Raw genomic sequence first — 13,321 nt, 5'->3', positions numbered from 1 at the left:
TTTCATGGGCTCACCCCGAATCGACTAATAGTGACACTATAGTATCACTTTTCAGGTAGGGCAATCACAGCTAACGCCCGCAGCACGCGCGGCTTTGTAGTGGAGGCGAAGCCGCAACGGAAAAGCCGTCGCTGTGCCTGCGATTGTTAGCCATTGCGTCTCGACCAAGGGTCTTGAGCCATCCGATCTTCCGACCATCTCTCATCCAATGAAATCGCCAACCCATCAGCGAAAATGGTAAAGCCGTCTTCTTGATATGGTTCAGCCGCCTGATCTAGCAATAGCGATTTTTCACCTTGCAACAGGATTCGTTTTAATACGCGCTCCTTAACCTCTCGGTCTATTCCAATAGTCACTCCGATTTCTGAAAGCTCCCCCGTCTGAAATTTGCGATTTCCTATAAGTCTGCTCTGGCCCCTCTCAGTCGCAATAATGGGCGCGGAATAGTACATATCCATCGCGCTTTCTACATCGAACTGAATATCTGGCACACCTTCATCAAACTCTTCAGGATCGTCTATAGCCCATTCAAGTCTAGGATTAAACGAAGCTTGAATCGCCACCCGAAGGGAAGGGTATTGACCATTTATAGTGCGTAGTTGGCGCGTTTGTAGTTTAGCCGCATGCATCGCTGAGCTGCTGTAACCCCGAGTTCGTCCCTTAGCCTCAGCAACTATCCACTCCCTGTTGCGCCGAAATCCAACTAAATCAGGCTCCGACTTTGCCTTAAGCACGACGGAACCTCCAAGAGCGTGAACCAACGACATATGAAAAAGCCAGGGCGTATCAAGCAAGCGAGCTCCCAATATTTTCGCAGCCATCATGCCCATGAAGTACGAGACCCCACTTTTCTCTGTGGGATCTAAACCGGTATAAAGGCTGCTCTTCTCAACATGGTTTGAGCTAGCCCGCAAGTTCGCGTAGACAGTGTGACTCCGAACGACAAGATCGCTAAGAGAATGCCACCCATGTGACAACAAAAATGCAACGCCAGGCTTTCCCATTGTCATAGCAGCCCACACAAATTCATTCCAACTAAGTGTGAGATTGTGACGACCAGCCAGCGCTGTTCCCCAATGACGACCGAAGTTTGAAGCTGTATATGGAACTACTGGCATATCAAAATCCTTGGCTAACGCGAAGCACAGCGGCGGCCCGTCAGGGACGTCCGGCGGCCACCGGCCGCGTACTGATGCGCCTTGTTAAATGGCCTTGGGCACACGGTCCGACTGAGCCACTGTTTGATTGAGTTGCCGGAGCTTGTTGAGAGAGATTTGAAACTGGCCATTACTCGGTAGCCGTTTACCTGTGAACTGATCCCAAACAAGGGCTCCTGGCCCGTTATAAATTTCTTCGAATGTGCCGTCACGCAAGATCTTGATGATGATCGTATGCTGCGGCTGACTCCGAAACGCTACAGATTTAGATTGCGTAGCTTTGATCTCAACTTCCAAGCCGGTTTCGGTGACAGCGTCATAGCCTTTGTTGGAAGCTGTCTTCAGCTCCAAATTATAGGCGTCGGCCACGATGCACTCTCCCAGACTGCCGACCATATGACCATCCGGGGTGAAGTGCCTGCCCGGGAACATGGTTTCCAACTCATTGACAGTGGCATAGAGTTGCTTGACCAAGGTCCGGAATTTATCGTGATCGATCATAGACATTTAACGCCCGCTTAAGGGGCTGACAACGCGACTACCAAGTTTCCGCATAACACCGTAACCACAAAAGCCAACGCATAATAAAAATGCCGCGCGTTGGAAGTCCCTCTTGAAGCGTTTGTTATGTGCGTTTTGTTTATATATCCTTATTAGGTAATGTTATTGGCACCTTAAATATTAGGCAATGTTATTGGCACCTTAAATACAATCCTTGAACTAATACTATCTTTTGTCTCACCCTTTTTACTTAAGCCTAAACCAAGAACAGAAATCTTTGCACCCCCGCTACCATTGTCTTCAGTGGTTACAGCAACATCAAATTCTACCGTTTGCATTAGAGTCTTATTTGGTGCTTTCAATTCACCTACTGCCCCTCTGTCACTTAGTGGAGTTTCATTTACCGAAGCACCATATTTAGCGACTTCCATTTGAGCTTCATGTACACCTTTGCATATCATAGCTATTGATTGTGCAACAAATTTATCCAATTCCATCAATATCTCCAATTTTCCATAGCTGTCGAGCACATAACAGTGATTATACGCCCTGCCATGAAACCTCAATGAACGTGACATCACAATGACTGAGGTTTCACAGCCACCAAATTGAATCTACCTCATTGATTCTACAGCGTGCAAAGAGAATTTTGGCGATGTAGCCAAAATTCGCGGGCTTGCGCGTTTTGCTCGTCTCAATAATACTATTTTTATATACAGCACTATTGAGGCATTCTCCCATCCCCACATCCACTTGTCCGATTGGGCTTTTTTGCCATCCTCCTTGAGTACCTGGATCCGGGTTTCATCGGCCTGCAGGTAGTCACTGCCGTTCTGGGTTTCACGTATCAGGGTCATCAGCGGTTTGAACACGTCGTTCAGGCGGATGATCCAGTGGGCCATGCTGGTGCGGCTCAGGTCATGACCCAGGCGCTTGAACATCTGCTCCTGCCGGTACAGTGGCAGGCCATCGGCGTACTTGGAGGTGATCAGGTAAGCCAGCAGTGACGGTGTGGCAATGCACTTGCCCAGCGGGTGTGTAGACCGGGCGGCCGCAATGACATGCTCTTGGCCGTCTTGTTCGAACACCGCCTTTTCCTGCCAGTACTCCAGGACTTTCAGTTGGGCCGGGATATACTCCAGCTCTTCTTTCACTTTGGTGAAGAAGGTCTTGCTGGCGCCGGCTTTCTCGTCGTCGCTGAGGGTCAGCTCAATACGCTCACGCAAAAGCGTGTCGGAGAAGCCGCGTTGGCGGCGCTTGCGGGAGCGAGGCGGCGCATCGGCTTCTTCCACATCGTCAGGGAGTTCGTCGCGTAGTTCGTCAATCGCCACTTCCAGCTCGGCTTCATCGAACAACACGATCTGGTTGGGCTGTTTTTCACTGCTTGCGGCGAACTGCTGGATCTTCTTGTGACGCAGCAGCTCTTCGAGAATGGCGATGTAATTGTCGCGACGCCGGAGGGCCTCATCATGCTGCTGCAACTGACTCTGCAGAGCCGCTTCTTTCGCGGCCAGTTGTTCCTGCAAATCGTTGATAACCGCCGCCATTTCAGCGGGCGAGAGACCGCTGAGATCGAGTGTTTCGGGCGTATTATCAGGCGTTATTTTCATGGCGAAATGATAGCAAAAACAACGCCCTGACACACTTGAAAAGTGCTACCCAACGCTCTCGTAATGCAGCGTTTTATGGCCCTGCAGCAGGGTGATGTCGTAGCCGTCCAGCAACCAGTTGATCTGCTCGCCGTTCAGCGGCATCAGCTCATCCGACGGGCCCGGCCATTTAAATTTTTCCTCGGCCAGGGACTTGTAGTAAAGCACAAAGCCGTTGTCTTCCCACATCAGACACTTAATCTTGTTGCGCTGCCGGTTGGTGAAAGCGTAAAGCGCGCCGGAGAACGGGCTGTGCCCCAGCTCCTGCTCGACAATCAACGCCAGGCCGTTGGCCTGCTTGCGAAAGTCGATAGGCTGTCGGTACAGGTATATCTCCGGCAGGTCCCAGGAGGGGCGCAGATAGCGGTGGCGCATTACAGTTGCCTCAGCACGGCACCGAGCAACTCCACATTGCCAGCGTGCAGGCCGGTGATCGAGACGCCGCCGGGCAATGACACCGTTAATCCTTCTGACGACTCCGGACCAGGCACTGCCGATACCTTGGCAAAGCCGGGCGACGACACGGGTTGCTCCGGAAACGACGCCTCCGGTTCGGTCAGCTTTTTACGCCAATAAACAAAGCGGCAATAGGTTAGTGACTGCTGTTGGCAGTAGGCCATGCCGGACAAACCCGACGTCTGCCAGTCCTCGATATGCTGCTGCCAGAGACGTTTGCGTTCGGCGTGTGTCATGCTGATTCCTCCTGGTATTGACGAGGAAATCAGTGTGGGCAATTTCAGGGCGTGGCTGTAGGTGCTGATTTATGGGCGCTTACCAACAATGCCTTGCACGGCCAGACGCTTTTCCCAGGTCATGAGAGCCGCCAAGTCCAGCTTCTGCTCCACCGCATATTCACTTAACGCCAGCTGCCGGGATGAGGCATGAAACAGATGGCCCAACCAGAAAGCTTGCGTCGACGTCAGCTCGTTCATGGTGTTCTCCTGCGTATAAGGAAAACACCAGTGTGATCAGCGTCGCTCAGCCCGGGAAGATGGGGTTACCGGACCGCTTACTAACTTTAGGCAGCCATCAGAACGGCTTCTCTAGCATCACCAGCGTATGCTCTCGCTGTTGCTTTACCGCATCATCCAGAATCACCAGCAGTTTTTCATAATCCTCCGGCATCTGTGTATCCATGCCAGTGGTCTCGAAGCGGTCGAGGGTGTGCTGGGTCTCGTCGATGACAGTTTGTAGTTCGGTGATTACCTGTTGGTACTCGGCTTCATTCATGGTGTTTAGCACTGACAAGTAAGAGCAATCTCAATTATTGAGCATCCCATTCTCACGCATCTTCTCTCTGAATGCCTTTAGACCGTAATCGTTCAACTGTTTCTTTTTTTGCCTTAACAAGTCGATTTCTGATCTCGTCAGCCGATCTGAAACCAACAAGGTAGTCGGCTTCGTTTGCGGTAAGTGCCGCTGTTCTGATGCCAAAGATGTTTTTGATTTCATCGCCAAACCTCTCATGCAGCAAACGCAGTTTTTTCTTTTCTGGAAGAAAGTCATGACTTCTTCCAGCATTACATAATACGATGGTGCCTTTTACTGAACCTCCATTTATCAGGAGATAGTTTGCCAATTCCGCGAGCGTCCCACCCATATTAGTCACATCATCAACTAACACATAAGATTGCCTGGGTATAACTTCACCTTCGAAAGAAGGTCTCAACGACATACGCTCCATAGGGTCGGCACCTGTGTGGTAAACCCTCTCTACTTGAACGATGTCACTTTCTGCTTGCCCACCTATCAAGTTAGCACAGGCGCTAGCTAGTAATGGAGGGATCGCGTTATCGCCAGCGGCTTCTCTTGCAAAAGGTGACACATATACCACATCTTCAGAGAATTCACCGCGAAGGCGATAGAGGAATTCCCTCGCCAACTCCCATACCAGTTCAAGAGCAGCCTCTTCACTCCCTTGTTTGGCAGAAAAATAGGCAGGATGCCGTTTGATTTCCGAGTCGAGTGTGTAGAGATGGTAATGCTTTGCTGATGCCGGAAAGCCATAAATTCTATCCATTACACTGCTCTCCGAACCTCAATCCAGTTTCAGCTTAGCACATTTGCGGTGGTGGCATCACCAACCTACGGCTTAACGAAGGTAGGCTGACTTCGCGTTGTCAACAGCGTAGCACCAAGCCGATCCAGCTAACAGGTCTCGCTATCCTCCGGCATCTGTGTATCCGTACCGGTGGCCTCGAAACGGTCGAGGGTATGTTGGGTATCGTCGATGACGGCTTGCAGCTCTTCAATCAAGCGCTGATGGTCGGTTTCGTTCATGGCGCTTAGCGGTCCAGCGTTTGACGACGGGTTCGTACTTATCGCATCCTCCAACGCTGCACAGACTATCGTGCAGCGTTGGAAGGTATTTTAACCGCCGCTACCTGAAAACCAGCGATGGAGAGGCTGCCCCTAGCTAAGTGGATTTTTACATTACCTAGACCTTCCTGAGCCTCCACAGCAATCGCATGGAGCGCCTGACGGAAGCGCTGATATACTATTTGAGAGAGCTTCCATTGAGATACTTTCATTTATTAAAGTATCTTTTTTTCGCTCAATTCTTATGGTAAATACTTCACCTTCAACTCCCTTTATAGAGAATGACTTCTCATATGCATTATCAGCACTCTCTGAAAATTCAGAAATAACTTTCTTTATTAATTTATCGTTCATTTTTCATCCTATTAGATACGATCTTGAGAGAGCCTTTCTTGCTCTAGGGTATTGTAAAATTCTGTTGCAGCCCGATTTTGTTTCAATATATCCTCACCGCTACAGTCTAGATCTTTGAGGCTTGAGCACTTTTTTACCTCTTCGTAACGTTCAATAAATTGCTCTCTGAACGTTCTCTTGACAACTCGCTCATCAACCATACCTCCTTCGCAACAAAGAGCTACTAGCTCAAGTGTATTGACAACCTTAACAACATCTGGAGTGATAGGTTCATTTGGGTCGATCTTGCTCAGGGTCGCCATATATTCCCATAAAGGGAGCAACAGTTGCCTTTGGGAAAGCAGCTTCTGATTCATATGCACTTTATAAGCCACTACTATAGCGATAGTCGTAGCAATCCCCGAAAGCAGAGTACCTAAAGCAGTTAAAACACTTAGCAACATTTTAATTTCATCGGAAAAAATAAAAAGGGCCGGCCTCTCGGCCGGCCCTTATATTTACCACTTCAACCTTTCGGCCAAGCGTTAGGCTAAGCCTCAGATTAACCCAGCAGAGACAGCACGTTCTGCGGAATCTGGTTGGCCTGAGCCAGTACGGAAGTGCCGGCCTGCTGCAGGATCTGCGCGCGGGTCATGTTGGCGACTTCCACCGCGTAGTCGGCATCCTCGATGCGCGAGCGGGCGGCGGCCAGGTTGGTGGAGTTGGTGTTGAGGTTGACGATGGCATCCTCGAAGCGGTTCTGCACGGCACCCAGCTCGGAGCGCAGGGTATCAACCTGCTTCAGGGCCTCATCAATGGCCTCGAGAAGACCGTCACCGCCCTCAGAAAAATCAGCTGTTGTGACATCAAGCTCATCTAAGCCAAGCGTTTCGGAGTTGATAACCTCCAGCTCTATTTCGATGATCTCGCCATCGTTGGCACCGACCTGGATTTTGATCGCCTCATCGGTATTGAGTACGTTGACGCCGTTGAAGTTGGTCTGCTCGGAGATACGGTCGATCTCGGCCAGGCGCTGGTCGATCTCGGCCTGGATGGACGCCAGGTCATCGTCGCTGTTGGTGCCGTTGGCGGCCTGCACGGTCAGTTCACGAATACGCTGCAGGTTGTCGTTGATCTGGTTGAGCGCGCCTTCGGCGGTCTGGGCCACGGAGATGCCGTCGTTGGCGTTGCGCTGGGCCTGGTTGAGGCCGTTGATCTGGGCGGTCATGCGGTTGGCGATGGCCTGACCGGCGGCGTCGTCCTTGGCACTGTTGATACGCAGGCCGGAGGACAACCTCTCCATGCTGGTCTGCAACGCGTTTTGTGACTTGCTCAGATTGGACTGGGCAATCAGGGACGTGATGTTGGTATTGATCACGGACATGTGATGTTCCTTCCTGTGTTGAGGGCTCCATTGACGGGCCCGCTGAACCTTTCGTTCGACCCAGCTTCTCGGGCCTGCCATAACGGCGCCGGTGGCCGTTACCCTATATAACGGCACCCTGCGCAAAGACTTTAGGGTGAGAAGGAAAATTTTTTACCGCAGTGGCTAGAGCAACGCCTTGAGGTCAGCCTGCAACGACTCGGCAGGCGTTTGCCGCCTGCGATCCCCAAGTTCAAGCGCCTTTGGCTCTTCCGCCTGCTGCCAGGCAGGACGAAACCGGGCGGGAATAGCCCCCAAAAGGGCATCGCTTTGAATAACGCCCGCCAGTGGCGGCGTTGCCGAGGGGCGGGGGAAGCGCGGTTCCAGCAGCGTGACCAGCACCTGATCATCGGGGTGGCGAATGGCTCGCCCCAGCCCTTGGCGCAGCTTATGCAGGGTACGCACGGTGCTTTTGCGGTAAAGCATTCCGCTGGCCATGGCCGCTGCCCGCTCACTATCCAGGCCACGGCGTTGCAGCAATTGTTCGACCAAACGCTGTTCCACGGCGCTGCGTGCCGCACGCGGGTTGCGCAGTACCACCAGATGCGACCAGTAGGCGCTATTGCCTTCACGAGTGGGCGAGAGCCCTTCCCAGCCTGCCGGGGTGAGCAGAATGCTATCACTCTCCAGCGTTGCCACCAGCTCGTTCAGGCCCTGTCCGATAGGGTGCGCTACCAGGCGGTGGCGCTGTGTATCCGGCCAGGCATCCACCAAGGCTTCGACATCGGCGTAGCTGGCACACAGCACCAGGGTACGCCCCGGCTGATCGAGCAAATACGGCAGCACACGCTCTATATAGTCTTCGTCCAACCGGTAGCCACCACCCTGCAGCTTGGCAATCGGGTGCGGTAACCCCTGGGGTAGCCGAAAACGCAGTTCACCAAAGTGTTTGGCCTGAAAGCTGACCTGCTGGCCGCTGCGCTTGCTAGTAGTGGGTAGCTGCAGGCGGCTGCGCATATAGCGAAACTGCGGGGCCTCGCCCGGGGCATGATCAAGGTCCGAGAGGGTGGCGGAGGTGAGCAGCGTGGCACGCGCCCCCGCGCCATTGCGCAGACTAGAGGCCGCGCTGGGCGAATGGGCGACGATACCCGGCAACCCGCGTACCGGTGAGTAGTCCAGCACCAGGTAACGGTTGGCTTCGCGCAGCCGGGTGGCGATGGTTTCCGCGCTGTGGCGCACGTGCAGCCACTCCCGCCATAGCGCCGGATCGTGAGCCGACTCCCGTGGCCGCCGCTTGAGTAGCGCCTCAATAGCGCCTTGAAGCTGGGCGCTTTGCTCATCACTGATACCGTGAGCGCTGCCGGCACGCTCGGCATCGGTGAGCGATGCCAGCAGCGCCTGCCACTCGGCAGCCGCAGGATGCTGTTTCAGCAGCGTGAGCAGACGCACGGTGGTCTGTAACGACAGCCGCTGGCTAAGCAGCTCTTCGGCCAGTTCGGGGTAGTGCTCGGCCTCATCGAGCAGCAGTACATAGGGCGAGGCCGCCTGGGTGACGCGCCCCTGTGTGACCAGGTCCACTACCAGCAGGGCGTGATTGATCACCAGGATATCGCTATTTACCGCTTCATTGAGCTGGGCCTCCAGGCTCTCCGGCAAGGGGTCGTCGCGCCGCAAGGCCAAGTCCGATACCTGCCACCCCTCCGGTAACCAGGCGGGATCGAGGTCGAGCAGGCAACCATCGCTCTCCAGTGCCCAACGCACCAGTTGCCGCAAGTTGGCGGGTAAGTGGCGATCCTGTTGCGCTGCTTCCAGGCTGATTACCCCCAGTTGCAGAGCCAGGCGCTCGGGGCTCAGGTAGTTCTCACGGCCCATGCGTAGTTGAAAGCTGAGTGCCGGCAGCTGGGTGCGAGTAAGGTAATCGCGCACGATGGTGAGGTTCTCCGGCTGTAGCAGTTGCCGCTGCAAGGCGCGGGAGTGGGTCGAGATCACCGCCCGGCGGGCGGCCTGCTTGCCGCCCATGCGCTTACCCTTGGCAACCCAGTCGGCCAATACCAACTGATAGGCCAGTGATTTGCCGATGCCGGTATCGCCTTCAACGAAATGCACCTGGCCTTGCGCCTTGACGCCGTCGAGCAGTGCCTGGGCATAAGCCACCTGCACCGGGTTGTGTTGAAAGCCGGGGCGTTGGGGCAAGACGTTGGTGAGGTAGTCGATAACCGGATGCATGGTACAAGCATTGCTGAAATAGCGGACCAGCTTAGCATATCGCCCCGGCAGCGCCGGGGCGATATGACTCCCGCAAGGGCGGGATCAACAGACGTTCCATCGAGGTCTGCAGTGCGTTGCTAACACCTCCGCAAGGGCGGAGACGGCCATGGTAGCGCGCTTGGCAGGTGGTTTCACTATTGCTGGAACAGCAGGCCCATGCCGTAAGTACGTAACCGCGAGAGCCCGCCGAGCCAGGCCAGCGCGGCACGTTGCGGGTCGGTGACGGTGAGCTGTGCGCTGACGTGTACGACTTCATGCCAGGCGGCCAAGCCAGTACGCTGTTGCCAGCGACCTAGCGGCAGGCAGTGAATCCGATCAGGGTGTGCGGTCAGTCCATGGCGCATCAAGCGCTCGCTGAGCAGAGATTCCCAGCGCTCACGGGGCGCAGGCACATGGCGACTACGCGGCAACCGCTCCCCCTGCGGCGATAGCCGTGTGGCGACACTGGGCACCCACAGCCACTCCAGGCAGAGATCAGCACCGACGGTAAACGCCTGTTGGCGTTGATAGGCGCCAGGGAATGGCCGGTCAGCTCTGAGGGTCAGCAGATGGCGATCATCATCGAGTGCATCGAAGCGAAACAAGAAGGGACGTTCACCCTGGGGATAGTGAGTATCGCCGGTAAACAGTCGCCAGGCGGTGCGGTGGTAGTCGTCCAGGGTGGGAGCTTGCCCCGGCGCATGGCCGGGGTGGCAGAGCACAGCGGCCTCGAAGGTGTGAACCGTCATGGTGTTCAAAACAGCGATCCTTGCCGTTGTGTTTGTGGGGGCGCGGGTGTCAGGTAGGCTTCAAGGGCTGACAGGCGTGGCATCACTTCACGCAGCACCGCAGGTAAACGCAGCCGGTCGAAGGGGTCGGTCGGTAGCGCCATCAATAGCGCACGGGGGTCGGGTACCTTGCCAAGCCAGGCATCGAAAGCAGCATCGTCACGCTGGCCCCGTGCAGCATCCGTAATCGGCTTCCAGAACACGAGGCGGTCAGCCTGGTTGGTTAGTTCCAGGGTTTTCAACACCTGTGCCGTTTCCAGAATCGCCTGCAGGTCTAGCGGCGTGACACCTTGCTCACTGTTGCACCACACTTCTTTCAGCGAGGTGGTTGCCAGCAAGCGCCGCATCAAAATATCCGCTTTGCGGCCCCAGTTCTCGATATAGACGAAGCCCTGTTCCAGGGGGCGCTCTCCCGGCGCAGAGAGGGCACCGGCAATCAGTAAATCGAGCAATCGAGCCAGTGGTTTATCGGTACTCAAGCGGCCCTGCTGCCCCCACTCGCCCTTTTTGTACTTGGCGTGCAGCTTGGGCGGCAGGGTCAGGTAAAGCTCGTTGCGCGGCGTGATGATGCCCCCCGAGCCCACCAGCATGCCGAGCTTGCCGTAGATCGGTGTGGTGGTGTTGCCCGTGTGGTTATAGCGTTCCAGACCCAGCAGGCGTTCACTCGGAATGCGCGGGGTATAGCAGGTCAGGCATACCTGCTCCGGCTCACCGGACTTGCCGTAACGGTATTCCGCTGCCTGAAATGGGGCTTCCACCTCACTCCAGCGGCGGTTACAGCAAGCGCAACTGGGGGTATCCGGGGTAAAGCGAGAAAACTCGGCCCCCACGCGCAGCTCGTGGGTGGCGGCAAACAGACGCTGGTAAGCAAGATGGCGGCTCATGCCAGGATCTCCCGCAGAATGCGCGGCGGTCGAAACACGGGTTCATCCGTACCCCAAGGGGCCATTCGTAATGTGTCAGTCAGCGGTGAGTAGGCCATGCCCGTATGCTCCTCCGCTTGCCGCCAGGGGCGCTGCCGCCAGCGCTGTTCAGTGCTGGGAGATACACTGGCCACACTGATCATGCCTTGGCCGTGGTTGTGTCCGATGCCGATTTGCGGCAGCTCTTGCAATAGGTTGATGCAGGCATCCGGATCGCCTTCGGCGTAAAACAGCACGTAGGGGCTCAGCAGCGCCTGATGGTGGGTCATTTTAGGTGCCCAGTCGCCACCATCAATGCGCAACGCGGCGCGCACGTTGCGCGCCTGCAGCAGCGGCAGACGTTGGATATGCCCGATCTTCGCCTGCGGTTGCGCTTCCAAGCCAGCGTGCGGCGTCACGCCGAAAATCAGTTGTGAAGCGCGGTAGCCGCCGCGTGCCTTATCGAAGAGCAGCGGCAAGGTGTGGTAGCACGACCAGTCGAGCGCCCGCCGACAAGCGGCTTCTTGCAGCAGGGTATCGAGCCGGGGTACGACCAAGGGCAATATCAGCGGGGTGTGGAGTTGCAGCAGCAGGCGAAAGGCCTGTGCCCGCGCCGCAGGTATGCCCTTGGGAGAAGGGGGCTCACGCTCGCTCACTTGCGTGACTTCCACTGCTTACGGGCCTCCTGGCGGGTAGAGAGTGTAAAGTCGTATTGCGGCAGTGCCTGGGCGAATGCCTCCCAAGCAGCTTCCAGCGGTTCACCGTCAAGTTCGATGCCCATGTCATCCAGCCGTACCTGACCTATCACACTGGCCCGGCGCTGCCCTGCTGCCCGCTGTAGTACCTCCCACTCAGCGCTGATCGCGCCAAAGCCGGTCGCCAGATGCCCGCCCAGGCGTGGGCGCTGGGAAAACTCGCCCAAGCAATGCAGCAACAGGCCCAAGGACTCCGCTGAGCCTTCGATGATACGCAGGCGGCTCTGTAGCTGGCTGCCCGGCGCGATGGCCTCGACACCCTGGATCGGATGCTTGATCGACTCTTCCGACCCCTCCCGTGCTTTGCGGATCTCCTTTTCCTGAGCTTCCAGTTCCTTGATCTGCGTGCTGATTTCCTGCCTGACGGTGCGGTCGTCGCTATTGCGTGAGCGTTCCCGTAATTCGCGCACTTGAGCACGCAGAGCCTCAATCTCTACCATGCTCTCGCGGGCACTGCGCAGCTCAGTGAGTAGCGCTTCATGCTCGGCTTCATCCAGGTATTGAGCCAACTGCGGGCTATGCTCAAACTGGTCGTGACGCACGCCTTGCCCCGCCGTGATCAGGTTATCGCGCGAGGTCAGCAATGCGCCTACCTCCAGATAGCCGGCCAGCTTCCAGCGTCCGAACAGGCTGAGGAAAGGATTAGCGGCGCGCAGGAACGCCTCGGCGCGGGGATCGTGAGTGCCGCCTTCCTCGCTATTGACCTGGCGGGTGATATCCACCCCTTCGCCCAGCATGTACATCTCGGCACGGTTGAAGATGCCATCCAGCGGCTTGCCGTGTGCCTTCGCCAACTCACGGATCAACATGGTCAGCCCCGCCTTGCGCAGCGGACCACGCAAGGTACCGCCATTGAGAAACACCTGGCCATGCGGCGTACGCGGTAGACGCTGCTCCATGCCAACGTAATCCACCGTGATCGGTGCCTCGGCAGTGATGAGACCGGAGAACTGGTAAGCGAGAGGCTGGGGCATGCAGATGTTCCTGAAACGGCACGAATGATGCGGCATATCCTACCATGCTCGCCACCGGCAAATAGCCCCATGGTTGAGAGCAACCGCTGCGTTGCACTTTTCCCTATAGAGGCGGCTCCTCGATACCCAAAGCTAGGGAAATAAGGCTAAAGAAAAGGTAAGCGTTGCCGATGGCAGGAATGAGGGTGGATCCTGAATCCGTGAGACCGGCCCTCGGAAGCACTTCTAACCCACTGACCTGCATGGCAATATAGCCATTATCGCCATTCACCCAGACAGTGCCATGCCCAACATAAAGTTCCGCGCCAGTCGCCGCACCCTCACCAGCCACGC

The 13,321-nt window shown here is 55.9% G+C and carries 18 protein-coding genes and 1 pseudogene; all 19 read right to left on the bottom strand.

The features are described from left to right. Positions 1-146: 146 nt before the first annotated feature. The gene (locus tag CWI66_RS16265) at positions 147-1,118 is read right to left on the bottom strand and encodes a hypothetical protein (RefSeq protein ID WP_157808995.1); all 972 of its coding nucleotides are present in this window, start codon (positions 1,116-1,118) and stop codon (positions 147-149) included. A gap of 84 nt (positions 1,119-1,202) precedes the next feature. Beyond that, complete coding sequence (locus CWI66_RS16260; protein ID WP_198517605.1) at positions 1,203-1,664, bottom strand: DUF6998 domain-containing protein; 462 nt, start codon at positions 1,662-1,664, stop codon at positions 1,203-1,205. Between the two features lie 167 nt (positions 1,665-1,831). Next, entirely contained in the window at positions 1,832-2,155 is a 324-nt protein-coding gene (locus tag CWI66_RS18090) for a hypothetical protein (RefSeq protein WP_157808994.1), read from the bottom strand. A 246-nt stretch (positions 2,156-2,401) separates the two neighbouring features. Then, positions 2,402-3,268: pseudogene (locus CWI66_RS16250) on the bottom strand (transposase); the annotation flags it as partial. A gap of 45 nt (positions 3,269-3,313) precedes the next feature. Next, complete coding sequence (tnpB, locus tag CWI66_RS16245) at positions 3,314-3,682, bottom strand: IS66 family insertion sequence element accessory protein TnpB (protein WP_081136160.1); 369 nt, start codon at positions 3,680-3,682, stop codon at positions 3,314-3,316. Continuing rightward, entirely contained in the window at positions 3,682-3,999 is a 318-nt protein-coding gene (gene tnpA / locus CWI66_RS16240) for an IS66 family insertion sequence element accessory protein TnpA (RefSeq protein WP_081136161.1), read from the bottom strand. The genes tnpB and tnpA overlap by 1 nt, the downstream gene beginning before the upstream one ends. A 69-nt stretch (positions 4,000-4,068) precedes the next feature. Next, positions 4,069-4,239: a hypothetical protein gene (locus tag CWI66_RS18240; RefSeq protein ID WP_170919433.1), complete on the bottom strand. Its 171-nt coding sequence runs from the start codon at positions 4,237-4,239 to the stop codon at positions 4,069-4,071. 97 nt (positions 4,240-4,336) lie between these two features. After that, entirely contained in the window at positions 4,337-4,537 is a 201-nt protein-coding gene (locus CWI66_RS16235; RefSeq protein ID WP_081136163.1) for a hypothetical protein, read from the bottom strand. Positions 4,538-4,589: 52 nt separating this feature from the next. Beyond that, positions 4,590-5,327, bottom strand: a complete 738-nt coding sequence (locus CWI66_RS16230; protein ID WP_081136164.1) for a phosphoribosyltransferase — start codon at positions 5,325-5,327, stop codon at positions 4,590-4,592. A gap of 128 nt (positions 5,328-5,455) precedes the next feature. Beyond that, positions 5,456-5,587 carry a hypothetical protein gene (locus CWI66_RS18605; RefSeq protein ID WP_269799724.1) on the bottom strand — a complete coding sequence of 44 codons (132 nt, stop codon included), beginning with the start codon at positions 5,585-5,587 and terminating at the stop codon, positions 5,456-5,458. Positions 5,588-5,740: 153 nt separating this feature from the next. Next, complete coding sequence (locus CWI66_RS18085) at positions 5,741-5,980, bottom strand: hypothetical protein (protein WP_157808993.1); 240 nt, start codon at positions 5,978-5,980, stop codon at positions 5,741-5,743. 11 nt (positions 5,981-5,991) lie between these two features. After that, positions 5,992-6,423, bottom strand: a complete 432-nt coding sequence (locus CWI66_RS16225) for a DUF4760 domain-containing protein (RefSeq protein WP_100732257.1) — start codon at positions 6,421-6,423, stop codon at positions 5,992-5,994. A gap of 98 nt (positions 6,424-6,521) precedes the next feature. Beyond that, the gene (locus tag CWI66_RS16220; protein WP_100732256.1) at positions 6,522-7,343 is read right to left on the bottom strand and encodes a flagellin N-terminal helical domain-containing protein; all 822 of its coding nucleotides are present in this window, start codon (positions 7,341-7,343) and stop codon (positions 6,522-6,524) included. A 165-nt stretch (positions 7,344-7,508) separates the two neighbouring features. Continuing rightward, on the bottom strand, positions 7,509-9,548 hold the full coding sequence (locus tag CWI66_RS16215) for a helicase C-terminal domain-containing protein (protein WP_100732255.1): 2,040 nt from the start codon (positions 9,546-9,548) through the stop codon (positions 7,509-7,511). Between the two features lie 176 nt (positions 9,549-9,724). Next, a complete protein-coding gene (locus CWI66_RS16210) occupies positions 9,725-10,327 on the bottom strand; it encodes a type I-E CRISPR-associated protein Cas6/Cse3/CasE (protein ID WP_100732254.1) in 603 nt (200 codons plus the stop codon). Beyond that, positions 10,324-11,241: a hypothetical protein gene (locus tag CWI66_RS16205; RefSeq protein ID WP_100732253.1), complete on the bottom strand. Its 918-nt coding sequence runs from the start codon at positions 11,239-11,241 to the stop codon at positions 10,324-10,326. Before CWI66_RS16205 ends, CWI66_RS16210 begins: the two co-directional genes overlap by 4 nt. Next, the gene (locus CWI66_RS16200; RefSeq protein WP_081136173.1) at positions 11,238-11,930 is read right to left on the bottom strand and encodes a hypothetical protein; all 693 of its coding nucleotides are present in this window, start codon (positions 11,928-11,930) and stop codon (positions 11,238-11,240) included. The genes CWI66_RS16205 and CWI66_RS16200 overlap by 4 nt, the downstream gene beginning before the upstream one ends. Then, positions 11,912-12,988, bottom strand: coding sequence for a hypothetical protein (locus tag CWI66_RS16195; protein ID WP_100732252.1), 1,077 nt, complete (start codon positions 12,986-12,988; stop codon positions 11,912-11,914). Before CWI66_RS16195 ends, CWI66_RS16200 begins: the two co-directional genes overlap by 19 nt. A 103-nt stretch (positions 12,989-13,091) precedes the next feature. Then, on the bottom strand, positions 13,092-13,321 hold a 230-nt coding region (locus CWI66_RS18445), incomplete at its 5' end, for a hypothetical protein (protein WP_232710974.1).

This window comes from Halomonas sp. 141, assembly GCF_002810305.1.
GTDB lineage: Bacteria > Pseudomonadota > Gammaproteobacteria > Pseudomonadales > Halomonadaceae > Vreelandella > Vreelandella stevensii.
The sequence above is the reverse complement of the archived record's forward strand: the minus strand, read 5'-3'. Positions and strand labels throughout refer to the sequence as shown.